The 16,164-nt window shown below is 52.5% G+C and carries 15 protein-coding genes and 1 pseudogene; 7 read left to right on the forward strand and 9 right to left on the reverse strand.

The annotated features are described in order from the left end of the window. Window positions 1-10: 10 nt before the first annotated feature. Window positions 11-364 (reverse strand): nitroreductase/quinone reductase family protein, encoded by a 354-nt coding sequence (locus EPA93_RS25460; protein ID WP_165423385.1) that lies wholly within the window; start codon window positions 362-364, stop codon window positions 11-13. Window positions 365-753: 389 nt separating this feature from the next. Between EPA93_RS25460 and EPA93_RS25465 the strand changes: the two genes are divergently transcribed. Then, window positions 754-1,476, forward strand: a complete 723-nt coding sequence (locus EPA93_RS25465; RefSeq protein WP_129890199.1) for a P-loop NTPase family protein — start codon at window positions 754-756, stop codon at window positions 1,474-1,476. Between the two features lie 25 nt (window positions 1,477-1,501). Next, window positions 1,502-2,773, forward strand: a complete 1,272-nt coding sequence (locus EPA93_RS25470) for an MFS transporter (RefSeq protein WP_129890200.1) — start codon at window positions 1,502-1,504, stop codon at window positions 2,771-2,773. A 102-nt stretch (window positions 2,774-2,875) separates the two neighbouring features. On the opposite strand, the gene EPA93_RS49205 is transcribed toward EPA93_RS25470, so the two are convergent. Next, a complete protein-coding gene (locus EPA93_RS49205) occupies window positions 2,876-3,436 on the reverse strand; it encodes a hypothetical protein (protein WP_207229210.1) in 561 nt (186 codons plus the stop codon). A 339-nt stretch (window positions 3,437-3,775) separates the two neighbouring features. Here EPA93_RS49205 and EPA93_RS25480 point away from each other — a divergent pair, with 339 nt between their 5' ends. Then, complete coding sequence (locus EPA93_RS25480; RefSeq protein WP_129890201.1) at window positions 3,776-4,759, forward strand: NAD-dependent epimerase/dehydratase family protein; 984 nt, start codon at window positions 3,776-3,778, stop codon at window positions 4,757-4,759. Between the two features lie 23 nt (window positions 4,760-4,782). Here EPA93_RS25480 and EPA93_RS25485 read toward each other — a convergent pair whose 3' ends face one another. From EPA93_RS25485 to EPA93_RS25500, 4 genes are all read right to left on the reverse strand, one after another. Next, window positions 4,783-5,262 (reverse strand): YybH family protein, encoded by a 480-nt coding sequence (locus tag EPA93_RS25485; RefSeq protein ID WP_129890202.1) that lies wholly within the window; start codon window positions 5,260-5,262, stop codon window positions 4,783-4,785. A 550-nt stretch (window positions 5,263-5,812) separates the two neighbouring features. Then, window positions 5,813-6,691: a haloalkane dehalogenase gene (locus tag EPA93_RS25490; RefSeq protein WP_129890203.1), complete on the reverse strand. Its 879-nt coding sequence runs from the start codon at window positions 6,689-6,691 to the stop codon at window positions 5,813-5,815. A 22-nt stretch (window positions 6,692-6,713) separates the two neighbouring features. Next, window positions 6,714-6,956, reverse strand: coding sequence for a hypothetical protein (locus EPA93_RS25495; protein ID WP_129890204.1), 243 nt, complete (start codon window positions 6,954-6,956; stop codon window positions 6,714-6,716). Between the two features lie 85 nt (window positions 6,957-7,041). Next, on the reverse strand, window positions 7,042-10,161 hold the full coding sequence (locus tag EPA93_RS25500) for a winged helix-turn-helix domain-containing protein (RefSeq protein ID WP_165423386.1): 3,120 nt from the start codon (window positions 10,159-10,161) through the stop codon (window positions 7,042-7,044). Between the two features lie 451 nt (window positions 10,162-10,612). On the opposite strand from EPA93_RS25500, the gene EPA93_RS25505 reads away from it, so the two are divergent. The 4 genes from EPA93_RS25505 (at window position 10,613) to EPA93_RS48575 (ending at window position 13,925) form a co-directional block, all read left to right on the forward strand. Beyond that, entirely contained in the window at window positions 10,613-11,980 is a 1,368-nt protein-coding gene (locus EPA93_RS25505; RefSeq protein WP_129890206.1) for a serine hydrolase domain-containing protein, read from the forward strand. Between the two features lie 82 nt (window positions 11,981-12,062). Further along, window positions 12,063-12,587 carry a hypothetical protein gene (locus tag EPA93_RS25510; protein WP_207229211.1) on the forward strand — a complete coding sequence of 175 codons (525 nt, stop codon included), beginning with the start codon at window positions 12,063-12,065 and terminating at the stop codon, window positions 12,585-12,587. A 297-nt stretch (window positions 12,588-12,884) separates the two neighbouring features. Continuing rightward, window positions 12,885-13,736, forward strand: coding sequence for a nucleotidyltransferase domain-containing protein (locus tag EPA93_RS25515; RefSeq protein ID WP_129890207.1), 852 nt, complete (start codon window positions 12,885-12,887; stop codon window positions 13,734-13,736). Between the two features lie 42 nt (window positions 13,737-13,778). Continuing rightward, complete coding sequence (locus EPA93_RS48575) at window positions 13,779-13,925, forward strand: hypothetical protein (RefSeq protein WP_165423387.1); 147 nt, start codon at window positions 13,779-13,781, stop codon at window positions 13,923-13,925. A gap of 272 nt (window positions 13,926-14,197) precedes the next feature. On the opposite strand, the gene EPA93_RS25520 is transcribed toward EPA93_RS48575, so the two are convergent. The 3 genes and pseudogenes from EPA93_RS25520 to EPA93_RS51060 all read right to left on the reverse strand — a co-directional run bounded on the left by EPA93_RS25520 (window position 14,198) and on the right by EPA93_RS51060 (window position 15,974). Then, complete coding sequence (locus EPA93_RS25520) at window positions 14,198-14,638, reverse strand: rhomboid family intramembrane serine protease (RefSeq protein ID WP_129890208.1); 441 nt, start codon at window positions 14,636-14,638, stop codon at window positions 14,198-14,200. Next, complete coding sequence (locus EPA93_RS25525; RefSeq protein ID WP_129890209.1) at window positions 14,608-15,411, reverse strand: tetratricopeptide repeat protein; 804 nt, start codon at window positions 15,409-15,411, stop codon at window positions 14,608-14,610. Before EPA93_RS25525 ends, EPA93_RS25520 begins: the two co-directional genes overlap by 31 nt. Window positions 15,412-15,414: 3 nt before the next feature. Then, window positions 15,415-15,974, reverse strand: a pseudogene (locus EPA93_RS51060) (rhomboid family intramembrane serine protease). Window positions 15,975-16,164: the final 190 nt, after the last annotated feature.

Raw genomic sequence — 16,164 nt, forward strand, 5'->3', positions numbered from 1 at the left:
TTCTCTATGCTTAAATTGTCAGATCCACAGCAAAACAGAGGGGAGCATGCACCCATTCAACAAGGTGATCCGCAGACTTCTGGTATTTGCCGGCCAGGAGCTGGCGGGCCAGTTCATCCTCCTTACGATCCTTTACCAGGCGTGCCTTTCCTGTGAATTGGGTATCTTTGATGGTCACTAGCACATCTGGCTGACGCTCGACATTCTTTATCCAGTCACCCACTACGCCCTCATGAAGAATATAGAGGGTCTGCCCGTTAAGAGCAAACCAGAGCTCAACCTTGTGTGGGCGGCCGCTCACGCGCCCGATGGTAGTTAAATAAAACACTTCCTCCGAGGCCAGGTGGGCCAAATTTGTTGCCATTGAGTCATCCTTACTATTTAGGGAACAAAACATCCATTTACCTACTATAGCTCTCTTATTGTATCACTGGCAGAGGTAAGTTCAGCCCTGCAGAATCGGCCTAGAGGCAATCCAGCCAGGAATATTACTGCCATAGCCGACCTCCCCTCACTCGACAATTTTTGCATTCATGGATCTACTATAAAAATCCATCCTTTAATAACAATCAAGGACCATAAGCCGAATTGAGCATATTCTGGCAAAAAATGCTCTTTCTATGCTAAGATTTGAGAACAGGCTCATTGATCTTTATTTCAGGCATATCACGACTTGTGCGCTTGCCGGAGCTGAAGACTCCTACGAAAACGCAGATCGCCTGGCAAAAGAGTATCCGTGAAAGGATGGAGTTGATGCGAGATACGCGCTTCGTATTTGTTGAAGGAATTATGGGATCAGGCAAGACCACTACTGCCAGGTTTCTGACAAAGGAACTGCAGCGTCAAAAGATTGCAGCTCGCTTTCTGGCGGAAGGGCGCACAATTGAGGAACCACAACATCCCTTGCGTATGGAGGGAGCATTCCCTCATCCCCGTGCAATCTGGTTGGATCTCACAGTAGAGGAGTTTGTGGCAATTAGCTTGAAAAAATGGCATGACTTTGTTGAGGCGGTTTTGCAAGGCTCAGAGGTGGTACTCTGCGATGGGCTACTGTTTCATGGCAATATGACAGATCTGCTACTTATGAACGCCGACATAGAAGTTTTACGCCAGTATGTAGCACAAATTATTGCGTGCCTCCGACCGCTCAACCCTGTAATTATCTACTTCTCACACCCTGACGTTGCGCAGGCAATACGCGGGATATGTAACGCGCGGGGCAGCAAATGGGAAGCCTATCAAGTAAATTGGAAAGTTCCCAGTCCGTACGGCGTTCAACGATCACTGCAGGGATTTGCTGGGCTAGTGCAACTCTATCAGATCTATTGCGAAATTTGTGAGGAGATCCTCTTAAGCCTACAAGTGCCAAAGCTCGTTATTTACCACCTGGGCGACTGGAAGGCATATTATCGTCGTATCCTCAATTTCTTACAGCTGCCTCCAGAAGTATGTGACGAAAGCAAAGAGTGCATTTGAGCACAATAGTTTGAGGGAGTGAGAAATGGCGTCACAAGCCGAAGAGTCGTCAGGTCACCAGCAACCTCCCAGATTAGCTGTTCCCCTGTGGCAGAATCGTAGCTACCTGTTGCTGGCAGGCGGACAAGCTATCTCAGAAGTTGGAACGCATGTTTCCGATCTCGCGTATATACTGCTCATCTTAGCGCTTACGCACTCGCCGGCCCAGGTAGGGCTGGTAGGCGTGTTGGAGCTGCTTCCCGTCCTGCTGCTCAGCTTGCACGCGGGCGCGCTCATTGATCGCTGGGATCGCAAACGCGTGATGATTTTCTGTGATGCAGGACGCGCTTTTTGCCTGCTGAGCATTGTTGTTACATTTGCATGGGGCCATCTCACCATTTTCCAGATCTATCTTGTCGCCCTTATAGAGTCAACGCTCTCAGTCTTCTTTGATCTAGCCGAACGGGCTTGCCTGCGCAACGTCGTCCCGCGTGAGCAGCTTTCTGAGGCCAGCGCCCAGAACCAGACCATCACTTATGTCTCGGCCTTAGTTGGTCCCCCAGTAAGCGGAGCACTCTACGGCGTTGGACAGGCCTTTCCATTCCTAACTGATGCGCTCTCCTATGTTGCCTCGGTGCTTTCCCTTCTCTGGATCAAGGTACCATTTCAGCAACAGCGCCAGCCCGCCTCGCGTGCGCTGTGGAAAGACATCAAAGAGGGCTTTCGCTGGTTAAATTCGCAGCCACTTTTGCGCCTTATGACCTTGATGATTGGCGCACTCAATCTAACAGCTATAGGAATGAACTTGATAGTCGTTGTTCTCGCGCAACAACTGCACGCCACGGCCTTTGCTACTGGTTTGATCCTTGCCATCGGCAGCATTGGGGGAATTCTGGGAGGTATGCTTGGCCCATTTTTTGCGAAGCGCTTCCGCTATGGAATGGTTATTAGTCTGATCTGCTGGCTTACCGCGCTCATCCTGCCTCTTTTTGCCCTCGCCTCCAATCTGCTCATACTCACTCTCGTTCTCACCTTGTACTTGATCTGGGGGAGAATCATGGGCGTGATTAATTTTACATATCGAACTGTGCTTACCCCAGATGAAATGCAGGGACGTGTCCTTGGCATCGCCAGCCTGATCGTTCGTGGCTCCCTCCCGATTGGCATGGCTCTCACTGGCGTTCTTCTTCAACACTTTGGAGGCACGATGACAGTGCTGATCTTCGCAGCCTACCGGCTACTTGTGGCACTTATCGTGACCCTCAACTCTCACGTGCGGAATGCCCCACGGCTAGCTGAGCTCCCGTCAAGCTCCTGAAAGGGGAATGTGCTGCAACGCTTGAACAAAGAGGACCAGGAATACGGGTGCTCAAAGTTTTGCGCTCAATTAAGCTCAATTAAACATAGCTTATGCACAGCGCTAAATACAGGCAGTATAGCCGGTGCCGTTATCCTCGCCTATGACCTGGAAATCAAAGGCCTCGATCAAGGCCTTCATACAGTCAGTTCCACCGTAGGGAAAGCTAAAAGGATCGAATGCCAATACGCCCGTGTCAGATGTGAGCAGCCGGCATGAAATAAGTTCATATTCCCCGTCCAGGAAGCACCGAATCATGGATTCAAAAGCCCAGGAAGTTTTAAGTGACGGATTGGTAAAGCGCTGGGGCAGCGGCGTAGCAAACCAGCGCCGCCAATAATCCTCGACTTCTTGCTGCGAGGGCCACCAGAAATGTGCCAATGCTTGCTCATCAAAAAGTTTATGCAGAGAAGCTACAATATTTTGTAATGCTCGTTCCTGACTGTCGTTTTCCGGCGCCTCCTCACTTGCAGATATTTCAGCAAAGTATTTGAGCTTCTCTTGTTTCAAGATCTCAAAGGCCTGGGCAAGAAGCTTGAAGCGTTCCAGGTCTGCAACACGAAATTTGACGAAACACGGAGGCCGATCCTCCGGCGCGTGATCCTGGGGAGAATGGTTCTTCATGGAGTAACCCTTCCTAATAGCGTACTTTGAGCGCATCGGCATCCATGTTACCATGACGGGACAACTTCTGGCAGCAACCTGGATCAGCCAGCGATATTCTATCGGCTGACAACTCCCGGTCCCGGGCATCTGTGAGCCAAACAAAGCATCTTATTGCCACGTCTCTCATATTCATGTCAACTATGCAATATCGCCTTTAAAGGTATAGCAAAATCTGTTTAATACATGCAAGAAAAAATCTCTCACCTAGCTGGCAAGAAGAGAGCAAAGATGTTTTATTTTCTTTACTTGTCAGTCATGTGATAGAATAAAAAAATGGATAGAAAGATATAGAATTATATGCCAAATGCTTCACCATTCCACGTTGTGCTAGGAGCCACGGGAGGCGTTGGACAAGCCCTCGTGCAAGAACTGGCTACGCAAGGGGCCCATCTCCGTGCAGTCAATCGCAGCGGACAAGCCAGCGTTCCCCCGGGTGTCGAGGTTATGGCAGCTGATCTAACCGACAGCGAAAGTACGCGCGCCGCGTGTCAGGGAGCCAGTATCGTCTACCACTGTGCAGGAGCGCCATATCCGCAGTGGGCCGCCTCTATGCCTATCTGGTTAGACAACATCATTAGCGCCGTCAGTGGCACAGAGGCCACGCTGGTATACATCGATAACAACTACATGTATGCCCCAACTGCGCAGCCGCTTACCGAGGACTCTAACCAGGCGCCGAGCTCGCGCAAAGGCCAATTGCGCAAACAGCTGGCGGAAGCCATCCTGACGGCCCATACCCAGGGAAAGATCAAGGCTACCATCGGACGCACTCCTGACTTTTATGGTCCAGGAGTGCGCGCCTCAGCTATGGGAGAGCAGTTCTTCAGTGCGGTAGTGGCTGGCAGCCGTGTGCCCTGGCTTGGCAAGCTGGATGTGCCGCATGCATTCTCATTTGTTGAGGATGTCGCCCGTGGGTTGATCACGCTGGGAACGCACGAGGAGGCCCTGGGCCAGGTCTGGCATCTGCCCACCGCTCCAGCGCTCACGGGACGACAGTACATTGCCCTGGCCAGCGAAGCTGCCGGTGTGCAGGCCCGCCCGCTTCCGGTGTCAGGCCTTCTGCTGCGCATCCTTGGCCTGACGAATCTAGTCCTACGCGAATCAGTGGAGATGCTCTATGCATTTAACGCACCCCTTCTGTTCGATGGGAGCAAATATAGCCGTACCTTCGGGGAAACATTCACTTCCCATCAAGAGGCTATGCGTCGGACTGTGACATGGTATCGCGAACTAGCCACGCCCAGGTCCGTAGAAAACGCCGAGGAGCGGACGAAAGCTTGAAGGTGAAGTCCTGCTCCCCGGCTTCATTTCGTCGTAGGCGTATTCTCCTTAGCGGTTGCTCCGGCTGTCTGAGGTGCTGAGCCCAGCAGCGGAGTGCTGTCTACGTATCTAATTTCGTAGACGCGCTCGGCAAATTTCCAGCCGTCAGCAGTGCGCCGGTAGCGGTCGTGGTATATGGCGTAGTTCTGATGCGAGCTGCCGTCGCGCAGTTGCCCCAGCTCCGAGATGTAGGCCCGGCCGACCGCAGTGTCGCCTTCAAGCTGGATCGTGCCCGCATGCGTGATTTGTACGAAGTAGTTCCACTGCCCCTGCAGCCGCTCAGCTCCGGCGCGAATCCCCTCCCGGCCGGCGGTCTCAGCGTTAATGGCAGGTATCCGTACCACGCCGTCCTCTGTAAACAACGATGCCAGGCGGTCGTAGTCGTGCATCATTGCCGCGTCGGTGAACTCGCCACGTAACGCCTCGATCTCGAAACGATCAGCAATGGCCTGAAAATCTCTCATAGGTTTCCTCCTCAGTCTGTGTGTTTCAAGCGCTATGGCACTTCGGTGTCACGCACGCCAAATCCTAGTCATTTTCTATCGCATCTTACAGGGCAAGAAGTCCCCTTGTAGACTGATGCAAACGGGAGAAAGCTGCATAGTTGCCTGGATGATCTCCCCTCTGACAAACGGGCAGATCACCCGCGCAATAAACAACTTTCGACCCATTTCATCCTGTGATCTACAGTCTGGACAATAGACGTAACAAAATGAGCAAATGTGACCTATGATCTTACCTGTTTCTGCATCGATTGGAAAGCCAAGACTGTAACCTGTCCGTAGGGCTGTCTGGTTGAGCTGGACTTCCCTTGAAGGTGCAGGCAAATCCCTCATCAAGATCAAGTTCTCGGCATCCGCAATTGCAAAGTCTGACCAGGGCAGATGTTACGGGCAGGAAACCCGCAAGGAGGATGCTGACCTTGCCTTCAAAAGAGCACATGCAGGCCATATTGGCAGCTCGCAAAAGAGTTTATGCATCTCGCATTTTCAGCAGGTGCATATCCTGCGGGCTTTACAGAGCAGCATACCACTGGGCGAGTGCTGAACCGATGAGATGAGGGCTATCTTCCTGGATATAATGCAGTCCCGGCCCAACGTCTTTCGTGGTCAAATTCTTGAGGTGGTGTTGACACCAGTCCACCAGAGGAGTTGGAAGCACGACTCCAGGAGTCGCGTAACATAGCAATTTGGGCAGATCAGTGGCTTGCAGCCAGTGATTGTATGCCTCCATCACCTCGACCATCTCCACAGGGCTGCCAGCAATGGGGAGGTTGTTTACCCAGCGCCAGATTGGTTCGCGGCTGGCTGGATTGACAAACGGTTCCCGGTACCAGGCCATTTCCGCATCGGTCAAAGGGCGGAGAATACTGTGAGGCAACACCTGCTCAATGAATGCGTTTTGATCGATGATTAACTCTCGCCCCGTCTCTCTTGTCCGAAACTCCTGAAACAACGCGCGAACGCTATCAGGGAACACTTCCCAGCCGGGCAGAGGCATAAGCAGCGCTTCCATAAAAGCTATCCCTTTGATATTGCTCGCATGTCGGCTTGCATAGTGAAAGCCGAGAGCGCTACCCCAATCATGGAGCACAAGCGTAATATTTTGGAGCCCTAATGTCTGGATGAATTCCTCAAGATAGTGAACGTGATCGAAAAAGTGATAGGCAATGTCGGGTTTCTCTGATCTGCCCATACCTATCAGATCTGGTGCAATACAGCGTCCCAGATGCGAAAGAGTGGGAAGAATGTTGCGCCAGAGATACGATGATGTCGGGTTCCCATGTAAAAACAGGATGGGATCTCCAGTTCCCTCATCGATGTAGTGCATCTTTGCCCCAAAGACGCTCTGGCTATGGGAGGGAAAAGGGAAATCTGCAGAAGGTGTTACCATATTGAAGCTCCTCACAATTGTTCTAATTAATACACCAGGCCGTAAGCGCATCCATATTGGGTGCTACCCTGGCAAATATCTCGATATCACTATGCTTTCCAGCTTCTTGGGTGACAATAGCTTCCATATAAGCAAAGCCCCGCAACGCCTCTAGATGGCGCGCGGCTCCCAGTCGAAGCCTTAGGCTGACCCCAATCATGCACGACTCACCAATCACCGAGGAAAGTCCTCTGAGGCGTGTGCAAGGGTGATCATCTACCTGCAATGATACTGCCTTCTGCGCGTGTATACAGGAGCCAAAGGGATACTATGGAGGAGAAGAAACGCCAGAGAGAAGAGGGGCTCTGGCCTTAAAGCAAGGCATACTCGCGGGCCAGGGCCACCGCCTGGGTGCGATTCTGCGCGCCGAGCTTGGCCAGAATGTTTGCCACATGTTTTTTCACCGTAGTGAGGGAGACAATCAGATGGTTGGCAATCTCTTGGTTCGAGCTTCCTGCGGCCAGCAGTTGAAGAACGCGCTGCTCTTGTGGTGTCAGGGGTTCAGCCAGCCAGGAGGGTGGTTGCGATTGAGGTGTGGAGGCATCCCCATGAGCATCAGCAAAGGCACGCAAAAGTGTGCGGAGAAAGGAGGACAACCCCGCTGCCTTTCGATCACGCACCAGCGCCTTCAACAGGGTTTCGATGACTGGACCCTCATCGAGAAAGAGGCGCAGATAACCTTGCAGGTGGGCTTGCCTGCACGCCTGCATCAACGTTTCTTTTGCCTGGATACGATCTCCGCTGGCCTCCAGGGCCACGGCTTCCAGCAAGATAATCTGCAAGGCGCTCCGCTTGCGTCTCTCGCCGTTCGCCTCTCGTTTGACGCCTATCAGTACATTGAGCGCCTCATATGGCTGGCTCTGAGCGATGCGCAAGCGAGCCAGCAACAGCATTTCCTCCTCCCATCTAGGGAGAGGAAGTGGCCTGGTTTGGGGAAGGGAAGCAGCCCACTGTTCTGTGGCAGCCAGATCGCCTCGGCTCAGGGCAACGAACGCCCGACACCAGGCAATTTCGCGGAGGATTTCCGGCGGCTGGTTATGAGAGGCTAGTTCGTTTAGAAAGTCCTGCGCGCCTTGAAACCGTCTTGTAGCCACCAGGAGACGAGCGTGCAGCAGGTTTCCAGGGGTGAGCAGATGAGGCCAGACGAGCCACCCATCTGCCTGCGCCTCCTGGAGAAGCTGTTCTGCTTGCTCTAGCTTGTTCCAATCATAGGCAAGTTGAGCAAGATCATAGAGGGCAAGGCGTTCATAGTATCGCTCATGCGTCCCGATCTGTGATGTCAACTGGCTCTGGCGAAGAGTCTGCTGTTCGTCGGAGAGCGCCAGCACACGACGAAACGTATGCTCAGCCGCGTGAAGATCTCCGCCAGAGAGGGCCACCTCACCCAGCATTACGGTAGCTATGAGCATCCCTGGGAGCGTACCGGAGGCCTCATAGAGCGCTAATCCCTGCCGAAGGAACTGCTCGGCCTGATCAAGGCGGCCAGAACACAGCAGCTCGATTCCAATGACAACAAGTCCGTGACCCCGCCACATCCGATCCTGTTCTGGAAGCCGATTCAGCGCCTCTCTGGCCAGGGCAAAGGCGCGCGCAAATTCTCCTCGTTGGGCCAGGAGGGCCGCACGAGAGATCCAGACCGCGCCAAGTCCGGCCTGGTTGAATGTTTCGCGATATCCTCGTTCCGCCCATTGTAGGGACTCTTCCACCCGTTCTAACGCTCTCGGCCCCCGTTCTCCGGTTAACACGCGGGCGATCCCGTAAGAGAGGCTGAGATCAGGCCGAGCAGCGAGAACCTCTTGTGGTAGACGGGCGAGAAAGCTATGCAGGATGTGATATTCGTTGCACCAACTCTGGGGAACGATGAAGCGCTCAAGCAGCAGGGCTGCAAAGGCGGCATCACCAGCCTCCAGGGCATGGGCAATCGCCTCTTCCAGCAGCCCCTGAGCCTCATACCACCGCGCCGCCCGCTGATGCAAAAAAGGTACCAGATCCGGGTTGGTGAGATGCAGACGAGCGAGCAACACCTCTCGAAAGAGATCATGATAGCGATACCACTGCCGCTCCGAATCGAGAGGAGCAAGGAAGAGGTTGGCTTGCTCCAACTCCTCTAGCATCTGCTGACTCTCCTGGACTCTGTTCGCGCCAGTAACAGCCTGACAAATCGCTGCATTCATGCGGGATAAGATCGAGGTCTGAAGCAGAAAATGTTGGAGAGAGACGGGAATCCGCGCGAGGATCTCCTGTTGCACGTAGTCCAGAACAAAACGAGAATAGCCAGCAAAGGTGGAGACCGCACCGGAAAGATCCTGCTGTTTGCGCAGAGCAAGAGCCGCCAGGTGGAGACCGGCAATCCAGCCTTCGGTCCGAGCCGAAAGCTGGGCCACTTCGTCTTCTGTGAGAGGCAGATTCATGTGATGGACTAGAAAGCTAGTTGCCTCTTCCCGCGTGAAGCGCAAATCGCTGGAACCAATCTCCAGGAGCTGCCCGCGCACGCGAAACCGAGAGAGAGGAAGCTGCGGTTCTGTGCGGCTGGCCAGTACCAGGTGCAGGTCGGCAGGCAGATGATCGAGGAAGAAGTGTAGAGTCTCGACGAGAGCTTGCTCCTTGATCACATGGTAGTCATCCAGGATGAGGATCAATTTCTGGTCTATCTCCTGAAACTCATCAAGCAAGGAGGCCATCATGGTCAAAAGAGAGTGGGGCTGAGACGAGTGCAATAGGGCAAGTGTCTTCTCTCCAAACGAGGGTACACAGGTGCCTCTGCGTCTCAAGGCCGCGATGATCAAGGACCAGAAGCGCACAGGATCATTGTCTAATGCGTCGAGGGAGAGCCAGGCGACCATCCTCTCGGCCCACTTTGATTTAACCTGCCCTTGTGGCACACTTGAAGCAAGCGCCCATGATGAGAGGAGCGTGGTCTTGCCGCTTCCAGCCGAGGCCGAGACCACCGTCAACGGGAAGGAGAGGATTGCATCCAGAACAGATTGCAAGCGAGCACGCTCCACAAAGAAGCTGGGCAAGCGGGGAATAGCAAGCCTGAGAGAGAGGATCACATCCTCCCCCCGTTCGGACGGCGGCGCTTTTCGCTCTGATTGCTGAACCAGGAAGGAAGCGCTACTGAGTCGTCTCGCCTCCTCCTCTAACACCGCGAACGTCACTCTTGTTGATGGTCCGAGATAGCGCTTGTGAGTACGCTGATTTTGCTTGCGATAGGCATACCAATACCCGGTTCCACGCTGCCTTGCTTCTTTGATAACCGAAAGCCGTCCGGATTTCCCGAGAAATGCAAACGAAGTATGCTCCTCTAGCCAGCGAGAAAAAGCTAGCGCGTCTCCAGGGGAAAAACAATCAACTCGTTGGCGCTGAAGTTGGAGTTCATACTTGTGCTGCATCTCAGACCAGATGAGTGCATATCGTGATGGCGTAGGCATAATACTCTTTCTTCCATGGTGGGGAACGCATCCTGAGTCACCCAACACTGAGCAGTATAGCACACAACAATACCAAGACGTTGATCCAGATACACCATACTCTCGGCAAGTTCCCGAAAGCTGAAACACGGTTGGGAGCGAGTGGATGGCCGCTTCCGCTATTCCACCCATTAGCTCTATTGGCAACATCACATTTTCGCGTTCCGTCAGGCCAGGGGATCAGGTGGAAGGTTTGAAACACAAAACCAAACTTTGCAGTTTTGCTCTTTCATACCAGCTCACTAGACAGAAACAAAAATGAAAAGATATACTTACATTGGAAGCTTTTTTGCTATACAAGCATAATTGCGAATAAATGCTTCGAAAACTACTAAATAACTCTCCAGACGTGCTGCTTCAAGGGGTATGCCACGACGTTGTAAATCAAGTCTGAACGAAGTAAGGAAAGCCTGTGGCGACACCAAATGATTTGGTAAGAAGAACTCTTGCTGGAGTACAACAACATATTGCAGAACTGGCCACGCGCCTCCAGGTGCCCGGCGTCGCCGTTGGGCTCCTTCACCAGGGCGAGGAAGCATGGACGAGTTATGGAGTCACCAGAATTGATAATCTGCAGCCCATCACGCCTGAAACCTTGTTTCAAGTGGCTTCCATTACCAAACCGGTAGTCGCGAGCGTTATTATGCGTTTAGCAGAGATGAACAAGCTTGATGTGAAGGCTCCAATACGAAGATATATCCCCGACTTACATCTTGCTGACGAAAATGTAGCTCAGCAAGTGACTTGCATGCATCTTTTGACTCATACGGCAGGCTGGGTAGGTGACTTGTGGCTTGATACAGGCGAAGACTCTGACGCCCTTGCCAAATATGTGAACCATTTGGGAACCCTCTCCCAAGAATATCCCTTGGGAGAAGTGTATTCCTACAACAATGTGGGCTTCTCATTACTGGGTCGGGTGATTGAAGTCGTAACGGGTCAGGCATTTGAACGAGCAATGCAACATTTCCTTTTTGATCCGCTTGAGATGACACAGACCTCCTTTCTTCCTGGTGAGACGATGACGAAGCATCGAACGATTGGGCATGAGGTATGGGACGGCGTGCTGAAAATTGTGCCTGGGGATGCACAATTTCGTTCTACCTATCCTGCTGGTGGCATGGTAACGAGTGTGGCTGATCTTCTGCGTTTTGCTCGCTTCCACCTTGGTCAAGGAATAACCCGAAATGGAACGCGACTACTGAGTGAAGAAGCGATTGCTGCCATGCAGAAGCCCTATTTTGCCAGAAGTCAGGGATGGATCGGTCTGGCCTGGGAAATTGACGACCTCAATGGAATGAGAGCCATCGGTCATGGAGGCATAACCAGCGGGCAGGTCTCGTCTCTTCAATTGCTTCCAGAGCGCCAATTTGCGCTCGCCATTCTGACAAATGGGAGCAGAGGAAGCGCCCTGATAGCCGAATTGGTGCCATGGCTGCGCCTGCATATCCTTGGGTTAGTAGAGCCTCTCCCTACCTTTCTTGGCATGACAAGGGAAGATTTAGCCTCTTATGAGGGTGTATACGATTCATCGTTAAGCCGGACGGAAGTTCGTCTCGTAGATGAAGGGCTGGTAATCATATCCCAATTTAAAGGAGGCTATCCCACAAGGGAAACGCCTGGCGGTCCCCCGCAACCTCCCCGACGAATTGCTTTCTGTGGGAAAGATCGCGTTGTAATTCTAGAGCCGCCGTGGAAAGGGAGCCAGCTCACGTTTATACGCAAGCCTGATGGCGCAATTGGCTATCTCCAGACCGGCCATCTTCTGCGCAAAATCTAACGAGAGGAACGCAGATTTGGCGATAAGAGAGAAAACAGGCAGTAAATGTAAATTTCTCAAGACCAAGGAGAGAACAAACGTAATGGAAAACAACAACGAAAAACATTCAAGAGCAACTGAACTGCTGGCTGCAGACGGCCCTTTTTCTGAGCAGGCCGACAAACTTATGCTCTATGGGCAGTTCGTCGGTGCCTGGGATATTCACTCGACCAATTTCAACGCTGATGGAACCCGAATAGAAAGACGAGGTGAATGGCATTTCGCGTGGGTGCTCGGAGGTCGAGGAGTCCAGGACATATTGTTTGCAGTTGGGGCACCTCCACACATGTACGGTACGACGCTACGTTGCTATGACGAAACAGCAGATGTGTGGCGAGTTTCCTGGATGATGCCAGGCGGTAGAGAGTTCGCCAATCTGATCGGGCGTCGCATCGGTGATCGCATCGTGCAGGAAGGCACAGGACCAGATCCTCGGCGGTTGGAGCGCTGGACCTTTTCAGACATCACGCCCACGAGTTTCATCTGGCAAGGTGAGGTATCTTTTGATCAAGGAAAGACCTGGGTGCTAGAGCAAGAAATGCGAGCAATGCGTCGCACAGGAAGCTGATAGAGGAGCAAGGTACCTCTCCAGGTAACTTGTTGAATAATTTTCCCAAAACACCATATCCTGGACATTGCGGCCATTAATTGCCGTGAGTAGCTCTGTGACTAACAGCAATTCTTGGTGGCTGAAAAAAGCATAAGTTGGCTACTTCCAGAAACATTCACACTCAGAAAACTCCGTTGAAAATGCTCCAAGAAAAGCAATTCTTGGCCGAAATTACTCAAAAACGGCATAAGTTGGCTGAGAGTGCTTTTTCGTGATATGTTTGAACGGACACATCTTTGTATCTAGGAGAATAGCATGTCCACAGACAAGCGTTTGCAGATCCGTCAGGGGGAACAGGAGGCTCTCCTCCAACGAGCCATAGAAGTGCTTCAAGCGGATCAGCTTGTGGTTGCAGCATGGCTCTTTGGTTCACGAGGTCGCCATACTTCCGATGCACTCAGTGATACGGATTTGTGGGTTGTGGTCAAAGATGAGCACATTGAAATGTTCTGTCAAGAGCGACAGCGTTACGTCACCCAGTTAGGCCAGCCAGTGCTATTGCTGGAGGCACCTGGAAATGCACCTGCAAGGGGCGCATACCTGATGGCGTTGTATCCCGGTCAAGCAGGAGTCCATCAGGTAGACTGGTATTGGCAACGACAAGCGGATGCGAGCCTTCCCCGTCATGCACAACTCCTCTTTGATCGTGGTGGCATCCCACAGGATAGCCGACAAGAACAGCTTGATCCACCGGGAACTCCTCCATCATTGCCGCTGTCAGAGCGGGCGGAACGAGCTACACACCTGAGCAGCTACTTCTGGGTCATGAGTAATATCGCTGTCAAGAGTGTTCTTCGCCATCAATCCTGGCAAGCTTTGAGTACTATTGAAATGCTCAGGGGGCTTGTAGACGAAGTGAAGCGGCTTGCTGGCCTGAGTACGACACGAAAAGGTCAGGAAGCGTGGCGTACCAACGTACTCCCTCCTGTTGCTCCTCGTGAACAGATCGCTATGCTTCGTGAAACGGCACAGGAGATGGAGCACCTGACACCTGAGATTGAGGCAATAGGCGGGCATGTGCAGTCTGGAGCCATTCCCTCTGTGTACGACTTCTTTGACCTTGCTGATGCTCTGCTCACGGAGCAAGAAAGTCATTCGCAGGAGTGATCCTCATGAAGAATGTTGAGGTATTCCTAAAGGGAAAGCGATATGCTGGGTGACGCCGCTTTCGAGCGGTGGTGCCAACAGCTTGGATTTTCGGACCAGGCAAAAGCGATCATTACGCAGATACGAACATCGCCGCCTGCTCGCCATGTACAAAGTGCCACTGGCAACATGAGCGGAACCTATCCTTAAAAAAGCAATTCTTGGCTGAGGATGCCAACTTATTCTGTTAGTCGCAAGCTCGCATAAGGAAGGAAGCCGAGCAGGGGGGTAAAGGGCATGGATAGGATCTGCCTACCTACACTTCGTAGCGATAAGCTCGGAGCATTGATAGGAACTTGTGACTCAGCCGGGTCACAGCGAGATTGCAAGCTCGACTTCCTACTTTTCAGTGTACTGTCACTGCCAACAAGCAAAGGGCGAAGCGGCCTGACTGGCCCCTCGCCCCTATAGCCTTCTTTAGTTTAGCGTCTGAAAAAGCGCTGACGCGGCAACAGCACAATCGCTAGAATTACGCCGGCGACCAGGCCTCCAACATGGGCCCAGACTGCGATATTGCTGCCAGGCATAAAGCCAATCAGCAGGTTTATCCCCAGCCAGAAGAGCCAGTTGCCGATAGCTCCTCTCCCATTAATGCCTAGCTCCTTCCGATTGAGCAGGTAGAAAGCGCCTAACGCACCGAAAATGCCGAAGATAGCGCCCGAAGCGCCAAGTATAGGCACAACGGCCTGCGCCGGATCACCAAACAAGGATATGAGCAGCGAGAGTACACCACCCATAATGCCTGAGATCAGGTAGATGGCCAGGTAGCGCACTTTTCCATAGGTGATTTCTACGGCCGGACCAATAAAGTAGAGCGAGAGCATATTGAGACCTATATGCAGAATACCATCATGCAGGAACATAGCGGTGAGGATGCGCCAATACTGCCCTGCAGGACCAGGGCATTGACCTGAACCCCAAAGCCATATATTCCCGGAAAGACTGCGCCGGCCAGGAAGACAAGCGCATTGATTATGATCAGCGCATAGGTAACAAGGGCAGGAAACTGGCTCAAGACAAAGCGCGTCCGGATCATCTGGCGCTGCATCCTGTTTGGCTGTGACCAGGCAGGTATCTGCTCCCGCTCCGGCCGTGGCATACTCACGCTCTCTCGCTCCACGCTGGGATGAGAACCTGACGTGTTTCCATTGTAGCCAGAGGTATAGCTCTTGCTGGGTTCAACAGATGGGAAGCACTTCTCAAAGCGCCCACCATACGAGAGGCGAGCAGCCCTTGCACGGGCAAGATTAGCATCATAGTCCTGCCCCAGCGTGCGCAGCAAGAAAGAACGCAAGGCATGCGCGTAAGCCACACCAGGGTCCTGGCTAATAGCCGAATCAACCTGCTGTAGAGCGCGGTCATAGCGACGATCAAGTAAATCGCGCAAAGCCTGGGCCATAGTAGCCTCGATCCCGCCCTGCGGCTGGAGTTCCTGAACGCGACGACAGGCCATCTGTACCACGCCATAATTGCCAAGGGCAAGATTAGCCTCTGCCAGTCCCAGATGAACCATAGGATTATCAGCTTCTAGCTGGGCCCCATGAGCATAAGCAATGGCAGCCTCGCGGCCCTGCCCTTGAGCCAGCGCCATTTTGCCCTGCTCCAGATAGGTTTGTATGTCGGTTTGTGCTTCCACAAGTTATCCTCCAGTAAGGTATAAAGCAATCATTACCAGAATAAGTGTACCTAAGATTGTCAATAGCGCCAGGGGCCAACGATATGTGAGGCCGTGCACATCAGTTAAAACACGTGTAGGCGAAGGTCTATAGGATGGCATAAACCACCAGCCAAGCAGGCATCCGCTAAGCAAGCCTCCGATGTGCGCGTAATTATCCACATTCTTCACAAACAGGCCAATGCTTAGGTTAATACCAACCACAACAACCAACCAGAGCAGGGCAAAAACTCCCTCGCCACGAAAGGCCCTGCGGTGGGAAAGAACAAAAATACTATAAGCCCCAACCAGGCCAAATATAGCCCCGGATGCCCCACGCTAATATCCTGGGGAGCGAAATAAAAGCTGGCAACGATACTCACAACGCCAGTCACTAGATAGATCAGCAAGAAACGTACATGGCCAACCACCCTCTCCACAAAAATGCCAAGCGCAATAAGGTTGAGCATATTGAGCCCAAGATGCAATGCATTGACATGGAGGAAAATAGGCGTGATAAAACGCCAGTACTGGCCATGTATCATTAAACCATTATCTTTCGCCCCATAAGCAATCAATACGCTGGAGAGTGCCACATTGTCTTTATCTTGAATATCAATGGCGTTCTTGACGATATCGCTAATGATAGCTTGCCAGCCATGCGCTCCCGCGCTCAGAGCCACCTGATAGGCCGTAAAACACCATAGCAGCACTGTAATAAGCGTAATAGTCCAG

Source organism: Ktedonosporobacter rubrisoli, from assembly GCF_004208415.1.
GTDB lineage: Bacteria > Chloroflexota > Ktedonobacteria > Ktedonobacterales > Ktedonobacteraceae > Ktedonosporobacter > Ktedonosporobacter rubrisoli.

Bases quoted from the DNA above. Each gene is read 5' to 3' on its own strand.
- EPA93_RS25520 (WP_129890208.1), bottom strand. From the start codon at position 14,638: ATGTTCCTGCATGATGGTATTCTGCATATAGGTCTCAATATGCTCTCG.
- EPA93_RS25510 (WP_207229211.1), top strand. From the start codon at position 12,063: ATGGAAAACAACAACGAAAAACATTCAAGAGCAACTGAACTGCTGGCT.
- EPA93_RS48575 (WP_165423387.1), top strand. From the start codon at position 13,779: ATGCTGGGTGACGCCGCTTTCGAGCGGTGGTGCCAACAGCTTGGATTT.
- EPA93_RS25500 (WP_165423386.1), bottom strand. From the start codon at position 10,161: ATGCCTACGCCATCACGATATGCACTCATCTGGTCTGAGATGCAGCAC.
- EPA93_RS25490 (WP_129890203.1), bottom strand. From the start codon at position 6,691: ATGGTAACACCTTCTGCAGATTTCCCTTTTCCCTCCCATAGCCAGAGC.
- EPA93_RS49205 (WP_207229210.1), bottom strand. From the start codon at position 3,436: ATGAAGAACCATTCTCCCCAGGATCACGCGCCGGAGGATCGGCCTCCG.
- EPA93_RS25460 (WP_165423385.1), bottom strand. From the start codon at position 364: ATGGCAACAAATTTGGCCCACCTGGCCTCGGAGGAAGTGTTTTATTTA.
- EPA93_RS25515 (WP_129890207.1), top strand. From the start codon at position 12,885: ATGTCCACAGACAAGCGTTTGCAGATCCGTCAGGGGGAACAGGAGGCT.
- EPA93_RS25485 (WP_129890202.1), bottom strand. From the start codon at position 5,262: ATGAGAGATTTTCAGGCCATTGCTGATCGTTTCGAGATCGAGGCGTTA.
- EPA93_RS25465 (WP_129890199.1), top strand. From the start codon at position 754: ATGCGAGATACGCGCTTCGTATTTGTTGAAGGAATTATGGGATCAGGC.
- EPA93_RS25480 (WP_129890201.1), top strand. From the start codon at position 3,776: ATGCCAAATGCTTCACCATTCCACGTTGTGCTAGGAGCCACGGGAGGC.
- EPA93_RS25470 (WP_129890200.1), top strand. From the start codon at position 1,502: ATGGCGTCACAAGCCGAAGAGTCGTCAGGTCACCAGCAACCTCCCAGA.